At 54.6% G+C, this 19597-nt stretch carries 25 protein-coding genes; 16 read left to right on the forward strand and 9 right to left on the reverse strand.

The window, feature by feature from the left end; translation table 11 throughout:
- Positions 1 to 15 precede the first annotated feature (15 nt).
- The 3 genes from coxB to PY990_RS14190 all read right to left on the reverse strand — a co-directional run bounded on the left by coxB (position 16) and on the right by PY990_RS14190 (position 2772).
- The gene (gene coxB, locus PY990_RS14180) at positions 16 to 1134 is read right to left on the reverse strand and encodes a cytochrome c oxidase subunit II (RefSeq protein WP_275272188.1); all 1119 of its coding nucleotides are present in this window, start codon (positions 1132 to 1134) and stop codon (positions 16 to 18) included.
- Positions 1135 to 1240: 106 nt separating this feature from the next.
- Positions 1241 to 1759: a DUF2244 domain-containing protein gene (locus PY990_RS14185; protein ID WP_275272158.1), complete on the reverse strand. Its 519-nt coding sequence runs from the start codon at positions 1757 to 1759 to the stop codon at positions 1241 to 1243.
- 179 nt (positions 1760 to 1938) lie between these two features.
- Positions 1939 to 2772, reverse strand: coding sequence for a methyltransferase domain-containing protein (locus tag PY990_RS14190; RefSeq protein WP_275272159.1), 834 nt, complete (start codon positions 2770 to 2772; stop codon positions 1939 to 1941).
- A gap of 139 nt (positions 2773 to 2911) precedes the next feature.
- Here PY990_RS14190 and PY990_RS14195 point away from each other — a divergent pair, with 139 nt between their 5' ends.
- Positions 2912 to 3637 (forward strand): ComF family protein, encoded by a 726-nt coding sequence (locus PY990_RS14195; RefSeq protein ID WP_275272160.1) that lies wholly within the window; start codon positions 2912 to 2914, stop codon positions 3635 to 3637.
- Entirely contained in the window at positions 3634 to 4104 is a 471-nt protein-coding gene (gene trmL / locus PY990_RS14200) for a tRNA (uridine(34)/cytosine(34)/5-carboxymethylaminomethyluridine(34)-2'-O)-methyltransferase TrmL (RefSeq protein ID WP_275272161.1), read from the forward strand. Before PY990_RS14195 ends, trmL begins: the two co-directional genes overlap by 4 nt.
- A 582-nt stretch (positions 4105 to 4686) precedes the next feature.
- Here the strand turns inward: trmL and PY990_RS14205 are convergent.
- The 4 genes from PY990_RS14205 to PY990_RS14220 are packed head-to-tail and all read right to left on the reverse strand — an operon-like array spanning position 4687 to position 7033.
- Positions 4687 to 5700 carry an NAD(P)H-dependent glycerol-3-phosphate dehydrogenase gene (locus tag PY990_RS14205; RefSeq protein WP_275272162.1) on the reverse strand — a complete coding sequence of 338 codons (1014 nt, stop codon included), beginning with the start codon at positions 5698 to 5700 and terminating at the stop codon, positions 4687 to 4689.
- Positions 5701 to 5712: 12 nt separating this feature from the next.
- Positions 5713 to 6192: a protein-export chaperone SecB gene (secB, locus tag PY990_RS14210; RefSeq protein ID WP_008247524.1), complete on the reverse strand. Its 480-nt coding sequence runs from the start codon at positions 6190 to 6192 to the stop codon at positions 5713 to 5715.
- A 42-nt stretch (positions 6193 to 6234) separates the two neighbouring features.
- Positions 6235 to 6510 carry a glutaredoxin 3 gene (grxC, locus tag PY990_RS14215; protein ID WP_171101016.1) on the reverse strand — a complete coding sequence of 92 codons (276 nt, stop codon included), beginning with the start codon at positions 6508 to 6510 and terminating at the stop codon, positions 6235 to 6237.
- 43 nt (positions 6511 to 6553) lie between these two features.
- Complete coding sequence (locus tag PY990_RS14220) at positions 6554 to 7033, reverse strand: rhodanese-like domain-containing protein (protein ID WP_275272163.1); 480 nt, start codon at positions 7031 to 7033, stop codon at positions 6554 to 6556.
- 105 nt (positions 7034 to 7138) lie between these two features.
- Between PY990_RS14220 and gpmA the strand changes: the two genes are divergently transcribed.
- The 4 genes from gpmA to PY990_RS14240 are packed head-to-tail and all read left to right on the forward strand — an operon-like array spanning position 7139 to position 11369.
- Positions 7139 to 7885, forward strand: a complete 747-nt coding sequence (gpmA, locus tag PY990_RS14225) for a 2,3-diphosphoglycerate-dependent phosphoglycerate mutase (protein WP_275272164.1) — start codon at positions 7139 to 7141, stop codon at positions 7883 to 7885.
- 6 nt (positions 7886 to 7891) lie between these two features.
- On the forward strand, positions 7892 to 9193 hold the full coding sequence (locus PY990_RS14230) for a murein hydrolase activator EnvC family protein (protein ID WP_275272165.1): 1302 nt from the start codon (positions 7892 to 7894) through the stop codon (positions 9191 to 9193).
- Between the two features lie 2 nt (positions 9194 to 9195).
- Positions 9196 to 10584, forward strand: a complete 1389-nt coding sequence (locus PY990_RS14235) for a S41 family peptidase (protein WP_369907281.1) — start codon at positions 9196 to 9198, stop codon at positions 10582 to 10584.
- A gap of 38 nt (positions 10585 to 10622) precedes the next feature.
- Positions 10623 to 11369 (forward strand): HesA/MoeB/ThiF family protein, encoded by a 747-nt coding sequence (locus PY990_RS14240; protein WP_275272189.1) that lies wholly within the window; start codon positions 10623 to 10625, stop codon positions 11367 to 11369.
- Here the strand turns inward: PY990_RS14240 and PY990_RS14245 are convergent.
- Complete coding sequence (locus tag PY990_RS14245) at positions 11366 to 12058, reverse strand: HAD family hydrolase (protein WP_275272166.1); 693 nt, start codon at positions 12056 to 12058, stop codon at positions 11366 to 11368. The two genes, PY990_RS14240 and PY990_RS14245, sit on opposite strands and share 4 nt — an antisense overlap.
- 5 nt (positions 12059 to 12063) lie before the next feature.
- On the opposite strand from PY990_RS14245, the gene PY990_RS14250 reads away from it, so the two are divergent.
- The gene (locus PY990_RS14250; protein WP_275272167.1) at positions 12064 to 12534 is read left to right on the forward strand and encodes a D-Ala-D-Ala carboxypeptidase family metallohydrolase; all 471 of its coding nucleotides are present in this window, start codon (positions 12064 to 12066) and stop codon (positions 12532 to 12534) included.
- Positions 12535 to 12551: 17 nt separating this feature from the next.
- Entirely contained in the window at positions 12552 to 13304 is a 753-nt protein-coding gene (locus PY990_RS14255; protein WP_275272168.1) for a DUF3108 domain-containing protein, read from the forward strand.
- Here the strand turns inward: PY990_RS14255 and PY990_RS14260 are convergent.
- Positions 13301 to 13786, reverse strand: a complete 486-nt coding sequence (locus tag PY990_RS14260; RefSeq protein ID WP_275272169.1) for a type II secretion system protein N — start codon at positions 13784 to 13786, stop codon at positions 13301 to 13303. The two genes, PY990_RS14255 and PY990_RS14260, sit on opposite strands and share 4 nt — an antisense overlap.
- Before the next feature lie 330 nt (positions 13787 to 14116).
- Between PY990_RS14260 and gspG the strand changes: the two genes are divergently transcribed.
- The 8 genes from gspG to gspN are packed head-to-tail and all read left to right on the forward strand — an operon-like array spanning position 14117 to position 19572.
- Positions 14117 to 14566: a type II secretion system major pseudopilin GspG gene (gene gspG / locus PY990_RS14265; protein WP_275272170.1), complete on the forward strand. Its 450-nt coding sequence runs from the start codon at positions 14117 to 14119 to the stop codon at positions 14564 to 14566.
- Entirely contained in the window at positions 14538 to 15050 is a 513-nt protein-coding gene (locus tag PY990_RS14270) for a prepilin-type N-terminal cleavage/methylation domain-containing protein (protein ID WP_275272171.1), read from the forward strand. Before gspG ends, PY990_RS14270 begins: the two co-directional genes overlap by 29 nt.
- Positions 15047 to 15421, forward strand: coding sequence for a type II secretion system minor pseudopilin GspI (gspI, locus tag PY990_RS14275; protein WP_105027551.1), 375 nt, complete (start codon positions 15047 to 15049; stop codon positions 15419 to 15421). Before PY990_RS14270 ends, gspI begins: the two co-directional genes overlap by 4 nt.
- The gene (locus PY990_RS14280; RefSeq protein ID WP_275272172.1) at positions 15418 to 16116 is read left to right on the forward strand and encodes a PulJ/GspJ family protein; all 699 of its coding nucleotides are present in this window, start codon (positions 15418 to 15420) and stop codon (positions 16114 to 16116) included. The genes gspI and PY990_RS14280 overlap by 4 nt, the downstream gene beginning before the upstream one ends.
- On the forward strand, positions 16116 to 17066 hold the full coding sequence (gene gspK / locus PY990_RS14285; protein WP_105027553.1) for a type II secretion system minor pseudopilin GspK: 951 nt from the start codon (positions 16116 to 16118) through the stop codon (positions 17064 to 17066). Before PY990_RS14280 ends, gspK begins: the two co-directional genes overlap by 1 nt.
- On the forward strand, positions 17067 to 18320 hold the full coding sequence (gspL, locus tag PY990_RS14290; protein WP_275272173.1) for a type II secretion system protein GspL: 1254 nt from the start codon (positions 17067 to 17069) through the stop codon (positions 18318 to 18320).
- Positions 18317 to 18844 carry a type II secretion system protein GspM gene (gene gspM, locus PY990_RS14295; protein ID WP_275272174.1) on the forward strand — a complete coding sequence of 176 codons (528 nt, stop codon included), beginning with the start codon at positions 18317 to 18319 and terminating at the stop codon, positions 18842 to 18844. The genes gspL and gspM overlap by 4 nt, the downstream gene beginning before the upstream one ends.
- Positions 18841 to 19572, forward strand: coding sequence for a type II secretion system protein N (gspN, locus tag PY990_RS14300; protein ID WP_275272175.1), 732 nt, complete (start codon positions 18841 to 18843; stop codon positions 19570 to 19572). The genes gspM and gspN overlap by 4 nt, the downstream gene beginning before the upstream one ends.
- Positions 19573 to 19597 lie beyond the last annotated feature (25 nt).

A 19597-nucleotide genomic window follows, 5' to 3' on the forward strand; every position in this document is an offset into this window, starting at 1 on the left:
ATCTCCTAAGCAATATTAACGTGCAGCCGTAACAGCACTTGGCTGAACAACCGGGTCGGTACCTGTGCCAGCATTGGCCCAAGCGTTTCGTGTGTAAGTAATCACTGAAGCAATTTCAACATCGCTCAACTGCTTCCACGCTGGCATTCCAGCGCCCTTGCCGTTCAGCAAAATTGCAATTTGATCAGCCTGTGGCCCCACCACCGAGGGTGCAGCAACCAGCGCAGGGAATGCACCAGGAATGCCCTCACCCGAAGCCTGGTGGCATGCGGCGCAGTTTGCATTGAAAACCTGTTCACCACGGGCCACCAAATCTTCCTTGGCCCATTCCTTGGTGGGGTCGTCCTGCTTGGCTTTCATTTCATCAAGCTTGGCCTGCACCCACTTGGAGTAATTTTCTTCAGACATCACCTCAACCACGATGGGCATGTAGGCGTGGTCTTTGCCGCACAGCTCTGCGCACTGGCCACGGTAGATGCCTTCTTTCTCGGCCTTGAACCAAGTGTCACGCACGAAACCGGGAATTGCATCCTGCTTCACGCCGAAGGCTGGAATCATCCAGGCGTGGATTACGTCGTTGGCGGTTGTTACCACGCGAACTTTCTTGTTCACGGGCACCACAACATGGTTGTCCACTTCCATCAGGTAATTTTCACCACGGGCAACGGCCTGGCCTTGATGGTCTTCAATTTGCTCGCGCGGAGTGGTCAGGGTGGACAGGAAGGAAATGCCCTCGCCCTCGCCAGCCAGGTATTCATAGCCCCACTTCCACTGATAGCCGGTGGCTTTGATGGTGAGGTCGGCATTCGAGGTGTCTTTCATGGCAACCACTGTTTTGGTTGCTGGCAAGGCCATGCCGATCACGATCAGGAATGGAACGATGGTCCATGCGATTTCAACCTTCACACTTTCGTGGAAAGAGGCTGACTTGGCGCCCTTTGATTTGCGATGCGCATAGATCGAGTAGAACATCACGCCGAACACGGCAACGAAAATAACCAGACAGATCACCAACATCAGCGTGTGCAAATCATAGATTTGACGCGCGATTTCGGTAACCGGTTCAGCGAGGTTGTACTGCAGGGGCTGCCCAGAAACATTCTCGGCAAACGCTGCACCTCCGAAGGATGTCATCGCAATTGCAGCGGCCGAAGCAACAGCTTTGCGAATACCCAAGGACGACTTCAACATGGCGATCCTCAATCTCAAAAAAAATATCAAACTGGTGTAAGCCACATGCCTATAAGGAGCATGCAGCCCTTGCCAACGCTGCTTTTAATTCGCGGTGCAACGCCGACTTGTCTTTTTCGGCAATAAATTTGCCTAGTTTTACTTGTTGGCCCCGGTGACTAAACAACAAAGGCGCTTTGTATTTTCCGTTGTAGCTTAATTTGGCCCATTGGGGTGACCATTCAAGCTGGGTCAGTTTGGTGCCGTCCGCCATAACCAGAATAAGCTGGTTGGGCTGCAGTTCGATCATTTCGTAATCGGCCGCATGCCTCGCGTAAATTACAAACGCCGTTCCCACCAACAACAACTCAATTCCGGCAAACGGCAACACAATCCAGAAACCTGCCAGCAAAAACCCGGTTGCAATCACCAAAGTAATTGCACACAAGCTTAAATACCACTGCAATAGCTGCTTGGGACTAAGCGAACAATTGCGCCGGAATACCCACTTACTGCTTTGCGGCGTGTAGTTTTGACCGCCGTTGCAAGGTGTATTTGCTGAACTTGAAATTTCTGGAATCATGCCCATTTACCTCTCAGAGAGCAGTCATTCAGACCCAATGCACGCCCAAAAGAGTGCATTAAAACCTTCGAATTATAGGCTCAAGGCTCTAAGGCAAGCAACAAGACAGGTGCATTCCGCACCCTATTTCCCTGAAATAAGTTGAAAACAATGCGCTACATTTGAAAATGCTGCGCAGCAGCACGCTATTTCGAGCCTTTGCGCCCTTTGATGTCTGAAATTTTCACGGTGGCAACGTCTGTTTTGGTTTTTCTTTTGACCTTCCAGGCGTGCCCGTAAACCAGCTCCAAGGTGAAAGGAATACGCCCTGTTTCCGGATCGCGCAGCCGCTCAAGACAAAGAGTGGCTTCAGAAAACCGACGTGATGTTCGCAAACCCTGTTTGCGAGTTTCCAGGTGGTTGCCACACAAGGCGCGCCAGTCGTCAATCAACTTGCTTGGGGAGCTGTAAGTCAGCGTCAGTTTTTCCATTTCCATGACCGGGTCCGAAAAACCCTGCTTGCTCATCAGGTCGCCCAGATCGTGCATGTCTGCAAAATCTGGAAAAGGCTCACCCATGGCCTGAGCAAAGCCTTGCAATTCGCGGGCAGTATCGGGCCCAAAACAGCTGAAAAACACCCCACCTTCAGGTTTCAACACCCTCAACCATTCGGCCAGGCATTGACCTGGGTCAGCCACAGCATGCAACCACAAAGGCGACCACACCATGGCTTGGCTTTCGCTGGGCAAAGGCAGGGGGCTGTTGATTGGCAGCGCAACAGATGAGGAAGGCTTGGGCGCGGCCCGGCCCGGCCACAGCTTGGCCAAAAAAGAAGCGGCAGCCTGTTCAAGCTGCTCTACCGGCAAGTGGATTGCCTTGGGTGCAAACACAGCCAATTCACGCCCAACAAACAGGTTTTTTACATTCATCAAGGCCACAGGGTGTAACCAGCCTTGATGCACCACCCCTCCCTCGACCGGGCGCATAATTTGCGCGCGGTTCACCATGCGTTGGTTTACCTCCTCGAGTATAAACGGCAATGGTTTTGCTACGCGCCGGGACCATTGTTGCGCCAGGGCTGTGTTTGATCGGGGAATTTTCCAGAACTGCGAGGACATTGTGGGGCGAGCCGTTTCAGCAAAAAAGTGGTGCGGTCTATTCTATAGAACTTGCCAGAGTATGGGCGATGCCATGGTGCCGGGGCGCTGCGTGGCCTGCCACATGCCGATGCAAAACAGCACTTCCGGCTTTAGGCGCTTTGTGTGTAGCCACTGCGAACCCCTGATTCACCAATGCGAGGCTGTGCGCTGTAAACGCTGCGCACTTGCACTTGGTCCGCGCCTTCAAGCGTTTGGATGGACGCATTGCAGGCATTGCAAACCCGTGGTTGAGTATGGCGCACAAGCGCCTTTGGAATGCGTGGTGTGCAGTGATTACCTGGCTCCATTTGATCAATGGATTGCTTTGTTGAAATACGGCAATAACCATGGCATGGCCCGGTTTTTGGGCCATTGGCTGGGAACAAGGGTGCTGGAATTGGGCATGGACCTGCCCGATGTATTGGTGCCTGTGCCCGTGAGCCCGGACAAATTGAGGCAGCGCGGCTATAATCAAGCCGCTTTGATTGCCCGGCATTTGGGGCGGCACATTCGTAGGCCGGTGAAGGCTGATTGGCTGATCAAAACTCAGGAACTTGGTGCGCAGGCGACCCTGGGCCGAGAAGATCGACTGCAGAATTTGCATGGGGCTTTCAGGGCCACGCGTCGCATCCCGGGCAACATTCGGATTGGCTTGGTTGACGATGTGATTACCACCGGGGCTACCATTCAAAGCTGCGCCGCTGCGCTTCGCAAAGCAGGCGCTGAATCAATTGTAACCATGGCAGTGTGCAGGACCCCAGAATGATTAATGTTGTATTGGTTGAACCGGAAATTCCGCCCAACACGGGCAACGTGATTCGCTTGTGTGCCAACACTGGCGTGCAGCTGCACTTGGTGGAACCTTTGGGTTTTCCGTTGGAAGATGCCCGTATGCGACGCGCCGGGCTTGACTACCATGAGTACGCCAACATGCTGGTTCATCCAGGCTGGCAGGCATTTCTCGACCGTTGCCTACCCGACCCGCAACGCTGTTTTGCGATGACCACCAAAGGGAAACACTCACCTTTCGATGTGAAATTCCAAACGGGTGATTACCTGATGTTTGGCAGCGAAACCCGGGGGCTTTCTGAGGACGTGCGCAACTGGTTTGCCCGTGAGAACTGGCTGCGCCTGCCGATGCGCCCGGAGAGCCGGTCGCTGAACCTGTCCAACTCAGTGGCGGTGATGGTGTATGAGGCTTGGCGGCAGTTGGGGTTTGAAGGCGGAAGCTAAGGATTACTGCCAGGCGACCAGTCTGCCCGGGTTCCGCTCTCTCGGAGCTTCTTAACCGCCCGATCGGCTTGGGTTCGGATCTCTCGTTGCGTTCTAATCGCCCTCTCGGCTTGGGTTCCGATCTCTCGCCAGAAAACCTGTTTCTCCCTTGCTGAGCCTTGCGATGCCTGAGAACGACCCTCCTAAACTGCGGGTCGGGTTCGTTCTCTGTCGCCCATGCTGGGCAACACCGGCCCTGCTCGGCACGCAAGGGCAGGTTTTCTTGAAGGCGAGGCGATCGAAACACCGCCGCCGATTGGGCGTTGCGCCAGCGGTGACTCGGAGCTGAACTTGCAATGGGTCGCACGATGACCAGTCAGAAAACTTGCCGGCTTGGCGCGCCGAGGCCAACGATCGCGCTATGGCGCGAAAGCAAAGACCCGACCGTTACTTTTGGAGGGCTTGGCTTAGTGCAGGCTCAAGACCACAAGCCGAAATGCCAAGTTTTCGGGCAGCGGTGACCCTGCAAGCTCAGCACTCAACAAACCAACCAGCCCCGTGCAGCACAAGCAACCACGCCGAGTGGACAACAATCAGCAACGATCATTCAGCGTCTTCAGACCTGGCTTCGCGCGACAGCAGGCGCATCACGCCTTCTCCGGGGCTTAAACCCTCGAACAGCACAGAATTCACCGCTGCCGTAATCGGCATATCAACCCCCAATTCCGCGGCAAGCTGCTTGACCACCGGCGCACATTTCACGCCCTCAGCAACCTGACCCAATTCTTTGAGAATGGTGTCCAGAGACTTACCCTGCGCCAACATCAAACCCACGCGCCGGTTGCGAGACAAATCGCCAGTACAGGTAAGAATGAGATCACCAAAACCGGAAAGACCATTCAGGGTTTCAGCTTGGGCCCCCAAGGCCACAGCCAAACGTTTGATTTCGGCCATGCCGCGGGTAATCAGCGCCGCACGGGCATTCAGACCCAATTGCATGCCATCGCAAATTCCGGTGGCCACCGCCATGATGTTCTTCACCGCGCCACCCACTTCGGCGCCCACAAGGTCGTCAAGCTCGTAAACACGCAAGGCGGCATGGTGCGCAGCACGCACCATGGCTTGGCGGGTGTGCTCGTCCGCACTGGCTGCAGTAAGTGCGCAGGGCAAGCCACGCGCCACTTCGGCGGCAAATGAAGGGCCGGTGAGCGCGCCGCCATAGGGCTTGCCCAACACTTCCTCAACCACTTGATGCGGCATTTGACCCGTGCCCACTTCAAAGCCCTTGCACAACCAGACCAGCGCAGGCCATTGCTCCATGGGTGCAATTTCAAGCAATTGCAACAGTGTTTGGCGCAACGCGCCCATGGGCGTGCCCAGCACCCAGAGTGCGTCGGGTTGGCCAAGCGCGTGCCGGGCGGCGGCCGAAAAATCGGCCTGTACTTTCAGTGTGGGAGAAAGCTTGATACCCGCGAGGTAACGCGGGTTTTCGCGCTGGCTGGCAATGGATTGCAGCACAGCAATATCGCGCCCCCACAACACCACATCATGCACATAGGACATGTGAGCAGCCACTGCCGTGCCCCACGCCCCCGCACCGAACACGGTGATGTTCATGCGCGCCGCCAATTACGCTGTGGTAATAATGCCGGAACCGTTTTGCTTGGCGGCCTGCTCTTGGGCTGCTGCCAAACGCTGCTGGTAAAACTGTTCGAAGTTGATGTCGGACAAATGCACAGGTGGAAAGCCAGTGCGGGTAATGAGGTCGGCTACATTGGCGCGCAAATAGGGGTAGATCATGTTGGGACACAAAATGCCCAACAGAGGATCGAACTGCTCTTCAGGCACATTTGAAATTTCGAAAATACCGGCCTGCTTGCACTCCACCAGAAAAGCCACTTTCTCGTCGATTTTGGCGGTCACCGTTACTGTCACTTCAGACTCGAAAATGTTTTCGGCCAAGCGTTGTGCGCCCACATCCACAGCCACTTCAATTTTGGGCGGGTTTTTCTCGAGGAAAATTTGCGGTGCGTTGGGCAGTTCCAAAGAAGCGTCTTTGATATAGACGCGTTGCATTTGAAACACTGCTTCTGAATTCTGTTCGGCCATTTGCTGGCTCCTATGGATTGAATAAATAAGGTTTGAATGAAATTAGCCGGGCTGCCCCAACAATGGCAAAAGCTTACCAGCACGGTCGAGATCGAACAGGTCATCACAGCCGCCCACATGTGTGCTGCCGATATAAATTTGCGGCACGGTTCGGCGGCCGGTTTCGGCCATCATTTTTTCTTTCTGGGATGGGTCGAGATCAACCCGGATTTTCTCGATATTCTGCACACCGCGCTCGTTCAACAAGCGTTCAGCACGGACGCAAAAAGGGCACACCGCGCTGGTGTACATGCGAACAGGGGCTTGAATATTGCTCATGTGAATTCCTTGACTACTGAGTTTGCTGCAACTGGGTTTGCTTTTACTTGGCAACCTGCTTGGTGGCCTTGGGTGTTTTGGTTTTGGGCGCAGCGTCTGCGGCGTCTTGAACCTTTTTAACCGGCAAGCCTGCTTCTTTCCAGGCATTCAGGCCACCGTCGAGAACAAACACGTCGGTGTAACCCGCTGCCTTCAACACGGTGGCAGCTGCGCCAGAACGTGCGCCGGTTTGGCACAACACGATCAGCGGAGTTTCCTTGGTTTTTGCCAAGGTGCCAGCCTTTTCTTTCAGGTCTTTGATGGCCATGCGCTTGGAGTTGGGCACCACACCTGAATTTTTGACGAAATCGTCGTCTCGAATGTCAACCAGCACCGCTTTCTTTTGGTTGATCAACAGCGTGGCTTGGGGCACCGTGACGCGAGTGCCGCCACCTTTGGTCAACAGAGGCCAAATCAACATGAGGCCAGAGCCAAAGGCCAAGGCGATGAGCCAACTGTTTTGAATCAGAAATTCCTGCGACATAAATCCTGCAATGAGTGGGTCTTGATGGATTGGTCATTATATCCCCTTGAATCGAGGCTAAAATGGAGGTTTGCCTAATTAGACAGCAACTTAAAGGCCACAAACATGTACAAACTCGTATTGATGCGCCATGGCGAAAGCCAATGGAACCTTGAAAACCGCTTTACCGGTTGGGCCGACGTAGACCTGACTGACAAAGGCCGAGAGGAAGCCCGCAAGGCAGGCGACCTTCTGAAGGCTGAGGGCTATAGCTTTGACGTGGCCTACACGTCTGTTTTGAAACGTGCCATTCGCACCCTGTGGATTGCCCTGGACCAAATGGACCAGATGTGGCTGCCCGTGGTGCATGCCTGGCGCCTGAACGAGCGCCATTATGGCGACTTGCAGGGCCTGAACAAATCAGAAACTGCTGCCAAGTTTGGCGAAGAACAAGTGTTGATTTGGCGACGTGCCTACGCCATTGCACCCAACCCTCTGAAAGTGGATGACCCCCGTTTTGCTGGCAACGACCCCCGCTACGCGAAGCTGAAACCCGAGGAAATTCCACTGACGGAGTGCCTGAAAGACACCGTTGACCGCGTAATTCCTTTGTGGAAAGACGGCATTGCCCCAGCCATTAAAGCTGGCAAAAAAGTGCTGATTGCTGCACACGGCAATTCATTGCGCGCGCTGATCAAGTACCTGGACAACCTGAGCGAGGAAGACATCTTGCAGGTGAACATTCCAACCGCACGCCCCTTGGTGTACGAGCTGGACGAAAACCTCAAGCCTATTCGCAGTTACTACCTTGGCAACCAGGCAGAAATTGAAGCGGCCATGGCTGCCGTGAAAAACCAGGGAAAGGCCAAGTAAATACAGGTGCGTAACTATTCAAGGTTGATTTGTTCTACCCGTGGGGGGCTTGGCCTTGTGTTGGCCATGCTCGCCCTGAATGCCAGCGAGCCCGCCTGGGCGCAAAGCAATGTGCGCGACCCGGCAGGTGTGAAGCAGGAACGCGACGAAGTGCGCCGAAAACTGGATGCATTGAAAAAACAAATCAATGAAACCAGCGGTGAGAAAAAACAGGCCGCCAAAGCGCTTGGCCTGCTTGAGCAACGGCTTGAAAAAACCCAGACCCGCCTGAAAGCCCTTGACCAGGATCGGGATGCGCTGGAAACAGACATCCGAAGGTTGAGCCAGGAAGAGGCCCAACTTCAAAAAGACCTGGAGAGCACTCAGGCACGCCTGGCCGAGGTGATGCGCAACCAGTATCGGAGGGTGGAAGTGAACCCGACACAGGCTTGGTTGGCGGGCAAATCGGCCAGCGAAGCTGCGCGCGAAAGCTATTGGTATGAGCGAATTTCTGCGGCTGAACGCGACTTGGCAGCGCAGCAAGCAGCGCAAGCGCGTGAACTCGAGTCCATTCGATTGGGTCTTGAGAAAAAGCAGGCGCGACTTGAAAGCACGATTGCGGATCAAAACAAGAGCCAGCGGGAATTGGTGGCTCAGCGCGAGGAGCGCAACCAGTTGATCGCTGACTTGAATTCGAAGCTGAAGAACCAGGAGCTTGAGCGCAAGCGCCTGCAACGTGATGAAGCACGGTTGAGCAATGTAATCACCGAATTGACCCGCGCCATTGAAGAGGCAAAACGCAAACAGGCATTGGCCGCGCAGCAGCAAAAACAACAGGCTCAGTCTGGCACTTCACCCAAATCAACAGGGAAGACTCCCAGCAAACCGGATTACTCCCCCCCTCCCCCCCTGCCCAGTACGGGTGAGTTTGCAAAACTGAAAGGTCGGCTGGTACTGCCAGTGCAAGGCACGGTGGCAGGCCAGTTTGGGCAAACGCGGTCAAAAGACGGGCAAGGCCCCTCCTGGAAGGGAATTTTTATTGCCACCGAGGCGGGGCAAGCCGTTCGGGCGGTTGCGACAGGGCGCGTGGTGTTTTCGGAATGGCTGCGCGGATTCGGCGAAATTGTGATCATTGACCATGGCGACCAGTTTTTGAGCGTATATGGCAACAATGGTAAATTAATGAAAAGATCAGGGGATTCCGTGAAAGCGGGTGACACCATTGCCGAAACTGGCAACAGCAGTGGTAATCTTGATACAGGTTTATACTTTGAACTAAGGCATCAGGGACAACCCTTCGATCCTATTTCGTGGACCAAAGGTCGGTAGGAATTATGCGTCAAAAATTGCGACAAATCAGTTTGGTATCAGTCGGTGTAGTGGCCGGCGTGTTGGTCAGCGTGGGTATTAGCGCAGTGGCCCAACGGCAGCAGCCCGAGGCCTTGCCATTGAGTGAACTGCGTCAGTTCACTGAGGTATTTGGCGCAATCAAAAGTTTTTACGTGGAACCTGTGGGCGATGACAAGTTGTTCAACGGTGCCATCAGCGGCATGGTAGCCAACCTGGACCCCCACTCCAGCTACCTGGATGCAGAAGCGTTCAAAGAACTGCGCGTGGGCACGCAAGGAGAGTTTGGCGGCCTGGGCATTGAAGTAGGTACTGAGGACGGCTTTGTCAAGGTGATTTCGCCAATTGAAGACACCCCCGCCGCGAAAGCTGGCGTGAAAGCGGGTGACCTGATTGTGAAAATCGATGACAAGCCTACCAAAGGCATGAGTTTGTCCGATGCGGTTAATTTGATGCGTGGCAAACCAAAAACCGAGATTCGCCTGACCTTGCTGCGCAAGGACGTGGAAAAGCCAATCGAGGTCAAAATTATTCGCGATGTAATTCGGGTGCAAAGCGTGAAATCAAAGATGCTGGATGATGGCATTGGTTACGTGCGCATTACACAGTTTCAAGAACACACAGGTGAGTACCTGGTAAAGGCCATCAACACCCTGCAGGCCAAAACACCGATGAAAGGCCTGGTGCTGGATTTGCGCAACGATCCGGGCGGCTTGCTGAATGCTGCTGTGGGCGTTAGCGCCGCCTTTTTGCCCCAAAACACCTTGGTAGTATCTACCGATGGTCGTACTGAAGACTCCCAGCGCAAGCTGGTGGCAGGCCCTGAAGATTACCTGCGCGGCCGCGAGAAAGACTACCTGAAAGAATTGAGCCCGATTGCGAAAACCGTACCCATGATTGTCGTGGTGAACGGCGGCTCGGCCTCTGCGTCGGAAATTGTGGCAGGTGCACTGCAAGACCATGGCCGCGCCAAGGTGTTGGGTACACAAACCTTCGGCAAGGGTTCGGTACAAACCATATTGCCTTTGAACAACAACACGGCAATCAAGCTGACCACTGCGCGTTATTACACGCCAAATGGCCGCAGTATTCAGGCCAAGGGCATTGAACCCGATTTCCTCGTGACCGAGACGCCCGAAGGCGACATTGTTGAGCGCGTTCGCGAAGCAGACCTGACCCGACACCTGAGCAATGAGAAGGGCGAGGAAACACCGAGCTCCAAGAATTCGGACAGCAACAAAAACGCCGACATGAAGCCGATTGTGTTCGGCGAAAAAGACGATTATCAGTTGCAGCAGGCCCTGAATTACCTGAAAGGCAAGCCCGTGGTGCAAAACCGCAAAGCTGCACAAACGGCCAAGTCAGCCAAGTAAGCCGCCCTGAAAACGGCTTGAACGTGGAACTGCGAGACTTGAATGACGAGGAGTTACTTCGGTACTCCCGTCACATTCTTCTGGATGAAATCGGTATTGAGGGCCAATCGCGCATTGCCAGTGCCAAAGCGCTGGTGGTGGGTGCAGGTGGCCTGGGTTGCCCCAGTGCGCTGTACCTGGCCAGTGCGGGCGTGGGCACCATTTATATCGCAGACGACGATGAAGTCGACCTCACCAACCTGCAACGCCAGGTGTTGCACACCACCGCGCGCGTGGGCATGGCCAAGGTTGAATCAGCCAAAACCCACTTGAATGAACTGAACCCGTGCACCACGGTTGTGCCCATTGCGCACCGCCTTGAAGGGGAAGAACTGGAGCAGTTGGTTGCGAAAGTGGATGTGGTGCTGGACTGCTGCGACAACTTCAAAACCCGCCACGCTGTGAACCGTGCCTGTGTGAAGTTCGGCAAGCCACTGGTTTCTGGCGCGGCCATTCGGCTGGACGGCCAGCTGGCCGTGTTCGAACTGAATAATCCGCAAGCGCCCTGTTACCACTGCCTGTTCCCGGAAGGGGAGGATGTATCGGAAGTGCGTTGCGCCACCATGGGCGTGTTTGCGCCGCTGACCGGCGTGATTGGCACGCTGCAAGCCAGCGAGGCGCTGAAAATTTTGGCTGGCTTTGGACAACCCATGTACAGCACCCTGCAAATTTACGATTCGCGCAGTTGCGAATTCACGAAAATGAAAATTCGCAAAGACCCCAAGTGCACTGTGTGCAATGCCTAAAATTTTGCGGTGCGTATGGCTTCAAACTGCCGAATGCGGTGTTTAACCTTGCCGGTGAGTTGCCGGGGCTTGAACCCCAACCCCGGGAAGGTGATCCAGCTGGTTTGAATGCCATGCCTGGCGGCCTGCTCAAGGTGCCCGAGGGTGTCGTCGACCAGCAAAGCCCGCTTGCCTTTCAACTTGCTCTTCAGATTGGGCCACAGAATGTTGGCTGGCTTGGGTCGCCAGGTTTGGTGAACCACCATGTCTTCAATCGCAATGACGGCGTGCAAGTGCCGGTACAAACCCATCTCCTTGCACAGTTCCACGGCGTAAGCGCGGGGCGCATTGGTCAGCATAATGCGCAGCCCTGGCAATTTGCCCAGGCGGTGGGGCACGCTACCATGGCGAGAACTCAATTTTTTCAAGCCCTCGAAACGATGGGTACTGGCCAAAAAGTGGTGCGGGTTGGTTTGATGATGGCGCATCATGCCCAATAAAGTTGCACCATAGCGAAGCCAGTATTGGGTACGCAACTCGCTGGCCTGCTGGGGATCCAACTTCAGGTGTTCAGCCAGATAGCGTGTCATTTGCCGGTTGATCTCGGGCAGAATGTGGGTGGATGCATGGTGCAGGGTGTTGTCAAGATCAAGCAAATACACTTTGCCGGACAAGCCCGCATGGGGACGACGAATATAACGAATGCGCAAAACGAATGGACCTGAAGTTGAGTTTTCATCCCGAATTTTGTCAGGATACCTTGTGTCATTCTGACACCGCACTGCGGTGCGGTCTAGACAACAGTTGCCCGCCAGAACTGCTTGAAAACCTCAGCAGGCTTTCTGCTTTGCTGGGTGATATTCAAAGGTCCCTGAATATTCGCAGTGGTGCGTTAAAGATCAATAGTGGTTTCAGGGCACATGCCTTGAATGAGAAAGTGGGCGGTGTGCCCAACTCGCAGCACTGCATGGGGCTGGCGGCCGATTTGGTGTGCCCCGAATTCGGCAGCCCCTGCGATTTGGCATTGGCCATCGCACAATTGCCATGTGAATTTGATCAACTGATTCTGGAATTTGGCAAATGGGTGCATGTGTCTGCGGCACCGCTGGGCCAAACACCCAGGCGAGAGTGCTTGAGCATTTTCAGCAAAGACGAAGGTTATCTGGAAGGTATTGTGAAGCGATGAATGTAAGCAAAAAAACAATGATCAAAATCAGCGCTGCTGCACTGCTCAGCCTGAGCAGCGTGGGTAGTACTTGGGCAGCCGACACCACTTGCAGAGGCATGGGTAAACAGGTGATTGATACAGACCTGCGATTTTCACTGACGCACAGTCAAATTCCGGGTGAACTGGCCATTAGTACACACAAAATGCGGGTGGCCGGTACGCAGTACAAACTTGAATCCACTTCACAGGCCAAAGGCTTTTTGGCTTTGTTGTACTCGGGCCAACTAACCCAGAAAAGTGAAGGGCTGGTGGATGCACAACTGGGCTTAACCCCCCTTTATTACGCCGAGCAACGTGGCAAAAAACCGGTGGCTGAAAGTATGCTGAACGCGGAAACGCAGCAGGTGCTGTTCAAGCGCAATGGTGAGTCTGCACCGTATGAAAAAGGGCTGCAGGACCGGATCAGCATGATTTACCAGATCGCAGCGCGTTTGCGCTGCAACGCCGACCTGAAAACGGGCGACACCTTGACCATGCGTGTCATGAGCACCGGGCGCGTGGGCAATGAGGTGTTTGTTCTGAAAAAAGCGCAAGACCTAACCTTGGACCTTGGCAAAGGCGAGCGCCGGGTGAACACCCTGCTATTTGAAACCAAACCCGAAGATGCAGGCGATGAAGTTGTGCGCATTTGGTATGCCAAAGATTTGAACTGGCAACCAGCAAAAATTGAAATTCAGGACGCTGACGGGAAAGCATTGACCCAAACCCTGATTGGCACGGGCGCTTAACTGTTGGCTGGCACGCGGCGAAGCAGATTGGGATCGGCTTCAAGAATGGGCAAGTTAACCTGATGACGTTGCCCGCTGCGACGCATCACTGCGAAAGTAGGACCCACTTCTTCCAGTGTCCAGCCGTTAGCCACTTCATCACCCACACGCTTTGATTGTGCGGGCTGCCCTTCGATGGACATGACGGCAGCCCCCTTGCCTTCACTGTTGGCAAAAATGCCCAACAAATTCACAGAGGGCGGCGTGAGACCACCCGCAGTTTCAACGCCCATGAGCCGCGCTTCAGGCGACTGGTCGATTTGATAATTCGCCGAGGCCTGAGCAGGCATGGCGGGTGCAACCACAGGCGCGGGCGCGAACAACTTGATCAACACCCACACAGCCAGCCCCACTGTGCTCAACCACAACACCATTCTCAATCCCTGAACAAGTCTTGGTGACAAGCTGATCTGGGCAACGGGTTTTTTCAATGCAAGTTTCATGGGGCGAAGTGAAGTGACACACTGGAAAGCATCATAACCCGCAAGATGGGCCAGATTCAAAAAAAAACCGGACAACCCGCGAGGGTGACCGGTTTTTAAGCCATGCTTCAAGGGTTGTCGGCAACCTGAGTTGCCCACACCCGAAGTATGCGCACGCAAGAACACCTAAGAAAGACCCTATTTACGTGACAAAGGTAAAGGTTTTACCGATTACCCGAAAGCAGAGGGATTTTGTGCGGCTTGCAACGGTGGTGCGGGCTGCTGTCAAATATTCATAAAATGGGTGTAACCTTCAGCAAGGATAATTCTGGATCTTTTCTACGGTTGTTTATGAAAAAACTAAATTCGCTTCAAGGCAAAAAGAAAAATCAGGGTTTTACTCTGATTGAAATTATGGTGGTTGTAGTCATTCTTGGCATTCTCGCGACGTTGGTGGTGCCAAAAATCATGGGGCGTCCTGACGAGGCCCGCGTGGTTGCCGCAAAGCAAGACATTGCTTCGGTGATGCAAGCACTGAACTTGTACCGCCTGGACAACAGCCGCTACCCGACGACCGAACAAGGGCTACAAGCCCTGGTGACCCCACCGACCACGGAACCCGTGCCACGCAATTACAAGCAAGGTGGTTATTTGTCACGCCTGCCTGTCGACCCTTGGGGCGGCAACTATCAGTTCTTGAGCCCTGGCATTAATGGCGAAGTGGACGTAATGAGCTTTGGTGCAGATGGCAAAGCCGGTGGTGAGGGCGTGAATGCCGACATTGGTTCCTGGAGCCTCTAAGCGGGGGTTCACCCTGCTTGAATTGCTGGTGGTGATCGTCGTGTTGTCGATCGCCGCTGGCCTTATTGTGGTGCGCGGCACACCCGGCGATTCCAATTACCTGGAATCAGACGCCAAAAAACTGTCGCAACTGCTGCGCATTGCCCAGCAGGAATCTTTGTTGAAATCCAAAGACATACGCTTTGTAGCCGGTGATGAGGGCTACACCTTCGAAGAATTCACAGGCAGCCGCTGGGTACCAGTGACTACGGAACCCTTGCTGCGCCCCCGCCTTTGGGACAACGGCCCCTTCAAGGTGACCTTGATCAACGAGGGCCTTGAAAACAAGTTCCTGACCCTGGAAAGCAGGACTGGTCTGAAACGCCAGGCGATTGTGCTTCAACGCAACCGAGTGCAGGTGGTGCTGCAAAGCCAGGCCAGTGGTGTATTCAAGGTCAGCAAACCCAGCACCACAGTGCTGAACAGGGCCAGTCAAAGCCTATGAAGCAGCAGCGCGGTTTTACCCTGATTGAAGCGTTGGTGGCCATGACCATTATCGCGGTGGCCCTGATTGCCTGCCTCAAGGCTGCCGGCAATTTGAACATTCAGCAAGACGAGATGATCAAGCGGCAGTACGCGCAGTGGAGCGCAAAGAATGCCGCCAACTACATCCGGGTTTCCGGCGTATTTCCAAGTGCGCAAACCGCTCAGCAATCCTGCCCACAGGGCAATTTCCGATTTGTATGTCGGGTGGAAATTTCCAACACCCCAAACCCGAATTTCAGGCGGGTGGAAATTCAGGTGCTAGACGCCTTCGAGGGCGACCAAGGCAACCAGCTGGCTCGCTTGGTGATTTTCTTGAGCAGCGCGCCATGAATAAAAATGCCAAGGGTTTTACGCTGCTGGAAGTTCTGATTGCATTGGGCATTGTGTCGGTGATTTCGATTTTGTCTTGGCAGGGTTTGCAGGAGGTACTGCGTTCAGCCAACCGCGTTACAGAGGTGGACGAGCAGATTCAAACCGTAGCCGCAGTTTTTTCACAGTTCGAAAAAGATCTTGGCGCGCTGGAGTTGACGCTGGACACACCCACCCCGGAGAGCGATTTAATTGAAGTGACCGGCAATGGGCTGCTGATTCAGTTTACCCAGCGCAACACCAGCGAACCTGCCTACCGGGAGCGTGTGGAATGGGTGCTGGACGGCACCAATTTGCTTCGGATTGCACGCCGCCAGCCAAACCCGGAGCAGCCCTCGATCAGCGACCCGATTGCCACCCGGGGTCTGCAAGTGCGCCTGTTGCGAGAACCCGGCGGGTGGAGCAGCCCGGTGACATTCGGCAACCATGTTGTTCAAGAACGCACAGACCTTGAATTGCAAGGACCCGCATTGCAGCTAAACAGCGGTACACCGGCACAGCGCCCACCAGAAAGCGGCGAAGGTGATACACCGGGCACACCGGAAACAACTGAAGGACAAGCGGTACGAAGCCTGGTTCGGGCGGTTGAAATCAGCTTAACCCAACCCAACAACCAGGTCGTGACGCAGGTGTTTTTAACCGGTGGGGTGTACTGATGCGATCAACGCGAATTCGACCACAACAAGGCGCGGCCGTGGTGATGGCATTGTTCATCGTGGTGCTGTGCACATTGGCAGTAAGCCCCTTGATCTGGAACCTGTTTGCCACTGCAAAAACCATTTCAGTGGCCGCTGCACGTGACCAGGCCGACGCGGTTAGCCGCAGCGGTGTGGATTGGGCCCGGGTTATTTTGCGCGAAGACGCAAGAGTGTCCACAACCGACACATTAACCGAACCTTGGGCCGTGCCCTTGGCCGAAAGCCGCATCAACGAAGGCTTGATGCGCAAGGAAGAAAATGCCACCGACAGTGATGATCGGGAAGTAGTATTGACCGGGCGAATTGAGGATGCACAAGGGCGATTCAACCTTCGCAACCTGGGTGCCGACAACCCGCGCCAACAGGTGTGGCTGGCAGGCTTTACCAAACTAAGTGATCTGCTGAGCGTGCCTGCAGACCAGCGAAATTTGTTGGTTCAAACCCTGAGCACCATGTTCATGCCCAAACTGGTCAATCCTGAAGAACAAGGAATTGATCCAAATGCCCCGCGCATTGAGCCCGCTTTGCGGTGGGAGGAGTTTCAGGGCAAATACGGCATTACTGAGGAAACCTGGAACCAGCTGCGGCCCTATGTGGCCATTTTGCCCAAAGCCAGTGCGGTGAATGCAAACACTGCATCTGCCGAGGTGCTTTACGCAGTAGTAGAAGAAATGAGTTTCAGCGATGCTCAACGATTGCTGGCCCAACGTGAAAGGGTCACTTTCCGGAATGTGGCGGATATTCGGGCTGCACTGAATGCAAATGTGACCATAAACAATGATTTAATAACCGTGAGCAGCAATTACTTCCTGGTAGAAGGCACTGCGCAGGTAGAGGAGGCGTTGATTCGGACCCGGGCTTTGCTTGAGCGACGAGACCAGCGCGTGTATGTGATGTGGAGACAATAATTGAATAACAACCAACCCCTGTTGGTGATTTGGTGGCCCAAGGCCCTTGACCAAGCCCGTGCGGAAGAGGAGGGCCGCATGATTAGACTGCGCTATGAAGTGCTTGCCCGAAGCGGCGACAAACTGCATGGCGGCGAAGAGGCCCTGAACAAACTACCCAAGGACCTGCCTTGCCTGGTGTTGGTGAACCCCACCGAAGTGGGACTTTTTGCCGTGGTGCCTCCCAAGTTGACCGGCAACAAACTGAAAGAGGCGCTGCCCTTTCTGGTTGAGCCTTACCTGTTGAACGAGCCCGAAGAAAACCATGTGAGCCTGTGGCCCAACCTGCCTAACCACTTGGGTGGGGCAAAGCTGGCTGCGGTGCTGGGAAAAACACGTGCACGCAGCATTGTCAGTAACTGCGCACAACAGGGCTTGAAGCTGGCAGGCCTAAGCTGCGAGACATTGCGTGAACGCACTGGCAACGAGGGCGCTGCATGGCTGAGCGGGCAAGACTTTATTTTGGTAGATGGCATTGATACGCCCTTGCTGACACCCACTGCCCAGGCAGCCGTGTTGAAAGTGATGCTGCAACGTCGATTGCAGCAAGCCGGTGCCCCCGTGATTGAATTGAACAACACGGACTACGCCTGGTTGAGCAGCCAGGTAGACGGGGCCATGGGCGAGAATAAAATACGCGCCAGTACACGTGCACCCATCGAGCCTTTGCCAAGGCTGTTGAACAAAAGCCTGCTCAGCGCAGACGAACTTCGAAAGATGGGCATGCGCCCCATGGCCAACCCAGCTGGCTTGCGCAAGTTGATTGCGCCTGCCATGGCCTTGCTGGCCGTTGCGATACTGGGCCTGAATGCACTGGCTTTTAAAATTGAAAGTGCCAATGCAGCCATTGAAACCCAAATTGCCGAGAGCTATGCCCAGGCCTTGCCCAACACGCCCATGGTGGCCGACCCCCTGCTGTTGATTGAACGTGAAAAACGCAACCTGAACGCTGGGCTGGACACCAGCAATGCCCAAGGCGCAAGTGCCCTGCTTCACGAGGTGGGATTGGCCATGGAGCAAGCCCCTTTTAACAGCATGGTCGATTTTGCTTGGGCTGAAAATACGCTGAGCGTGCGGTTCAATGCCAATATTTCTGAAGACCAGCAAGCAGCCGCCTTGCAAAAACTGAAAGCCCGAAGGCTGGATGCCAAATGGCTGATCGGCGCGCAATCCAACTTGCCTGTGCTGCAAGTGAAAAAGGGAGTGACGCGATGAAACCCAATGATTTGCTGAACAAAGCACAAGCCCAACTGGACCAGCTCAACAGCAGGGAACGAAAACTGGTGACCTATGGCGGCGCATTGGCTGCAGTGCTGATTGCCTGGTTTGTACTCATTGAACCTGCACTTCTGACCATACAACAAGGCCCCGCCAACCAAGCCGCGCTGGTGGACAAAGCAGGCCAGGTGATGCGCGCTGCGCAAGACCTGGAAGCCCTGCGAGGTGCGCGATCGCGCGTTGTGGTGCCTGAAAGCGATTTGCAGGCACGCCTGCAACAGTTGCTTGAAGAACAGGGCATAGCCGAGCAAGCCACACTGGTGCGCACCGAAGAAGGCGACCTCCGGGTGGAATTCAACAATGTCTCGGCCAGTGGTGTTCTGGCCTGGATGGCGCGGGCCGAGGCCATTTCCAGCATCAGCCTGAACCAGGCTGAGGTTGAAAAAGTGCAAGCCGGTGTATTGAAAGGTTACGTTACCTTGTTGCCAGCCAGCCAAGGAAACACAGGCGCCCCCCAATGAAACGTTTGCGTGGGTTGTGGCCGTTTGCCTTGATTGCCCTGGCTGTGCTGGTGTGGAACTACCCGGTGTATGCCGTATCGGGCCGCATTGAATCTGCAAGCGGCGGCAAGGTTCGAGTGTTAAGCAGCAATGGGTCAGTGTGGTCTGGGCAAATGCAGTTGGGCCTGTCCGATGGCGCGCGGGTGTACGCCATTCCAGAGGCTTTGGCCTGGCACCTTCGACTGGGTGGCGATGCAAGCTGGCTGGGAATTGAAATAACACACCCGAAATTCGTACAGCCTTTGCATCTGGGATTCACCGGCGCAGGTATTACTGTGAGTGGTGGCGAACTTCGCATGCCAGCAGCCTGGCTGGGTGCAACAGGTGCGCCCTTCAATACCATTCGACCCGAGGGCCTGTTGCAGTTAAGCTGGCTTGAATGGCAAAGCGGCAAGAACATAAATGCCACGCTGAAATGGCTGGATGCCCAATCGGCGCTGGCCAGTATTCGACCCTTGGGTGAATATGTCATCACCGTGACAGGAAATCCTGATACAAGATTAGACATGACACTGGCGACCAACAAAGGCCCCTTGATGCTGGAGGGAAGTGGTCAGTGGACGAACGGACAACGATTTGTATTCAATGGGTATGCCAGTGCGCAAGAACGCAGCAAGGATGCGTTGACGGGCCTGCTCAGCCAGATGGGACGACTTGAAGGCGATCGCTATCGCTTGGGTGTATTTTGATGAAAGAAGCAAAAATAAAAGGAAC

The sequence above is a fragment of the Limnobacter olei genome (genome assembly GCF_029087225.1).
Classification (GTDB): Bacteria; Pseudomonadota; Gammaproteobacteria; order Burkholderiales; family Burkholderiaceae_B; genus Limnobacter; species Limnobacter olei.

Coding starts and splice junctions, on each gene's coding strand:
- PY990_RS14260 (WP_275272169.1), bottom strand. CDS start 13,786: ATGAAACTTGCATTGAAAAAACCCGTTGCCCAGATCAGCTTGTCACCA.
- PY990_RS14195 (WP_275272160.1), top strand. CDS start 2,912: ATGGGCGATGCCATGGTGCCGGGGCGCTGCGTGGCCTGCCACATGCCG.
- gspG (WP_275272170.1), top strand. CDS start 14,117: ATGAAAAAACTAAATTCGCTTCAAGGCAAAAAGAAAAATCAGGGTTTT.
- PY990_RS14205 (WP_275272162.1), bottom strand. CDS start 5,700: ATGAACATCACCGTGTTCGGTGCGGGGGCGTGGGGCACGGCAGTGGCT.
- gspN (WP_275272175.1), top strand. CDS start 18,841: ATGAAACGTTTGCGTGGGTTGTGGCCGTTTGCCTTGATTGCCCTGGCT.
- trmL (WP_275272161.1), top strand. CDS start 3,634: ATGATTAATGTTGTATTGGTTGAACCGGAAATTCCGCCCAACACGGGC.
- PY990_RS14270 (WP_275272171.1), top strand. CDS start 14,538: ATGCCGACATTGGTTCCTGGAGCCTCTAAGCGGGGGTTCACCCTGCTT.
- grxC (WP_171101016.1), bottom strand. CDS start 6,510: ATGAGCAATATTCAAGCCCCTGTTCGCATGTACACCAGCGCGGTGTGC.
- PY990_RS14185 (WP_275272158.1), bottom strand. CDS start 1,759: ATGGGCATGATTCCAGAAATTTCAAGTTCAGCAAATACACCTTGCAAC.
- gspK (WP_105027553.1), top strand. CDS start 16,116: ATGCGATCAACGCGAATTCGACCACAACAAGGCGCGGCCGTGGTGATG.
- gspM (WP_275272174.1), top strand. CDS start 18,317: ATGAAACCCAATGATTTGCTGAACAAAGCACAAGCCCAACTGGACCAG.
- gpmA (WP_275272164.1), top strand. CDS start 7,139: ATGTACAAACTCGTATTGATGCGCCATGGCGAAAGCCAATGGAACCTT.
- gspI (WP_105027551.1), top strand. CDS start 15,047: ATGAAGCAGCAGCGCGGTTTTACCCTGATTGAAGCGTTGGTGGCCATG.
- PY990_RS14255 (WP_275272168.1), top strand. CDS start 12,552: ATGATCAAAATCAGCGCTGCTGCACTGCTCAGCCTGAGCAGCGTGGGT.
- PY990_RS14220 (WP_275272163.1), bottom strand. CDS start 7,033: ATGTCGCAGGAATTTCTGATTCAAAACAGTTGGCTCATCGCCTTGGCC.
- secB (WP_008247524.1), bottom strand. CDS start 6,192: ATGGCCGAACAGAATTCAGAAGCAGTGTTTCAAATGCAACGCGTCTAT.
- PY990_RS14280 (WP_275272172.1), top strand. CDS start 15,418: ATGAATAAAAATGCCAAGGGTTTTACGCTGCTGGAAGTTCTGATTGCA.
- PY990_RS14250 (WP_275272167.1), top strand. CDS start 12,064: ATGGACCTGAAGTTGAGTTTTCATCCCGAATTTTGTCAGGATACCTTG.
- coxB (WP_275272188.1), bottom strand. CDS start 1,134: ATGACATCCTTCGGAGGTGCAGCGTTTGCCGAGAATGTTTCTGGGCAG.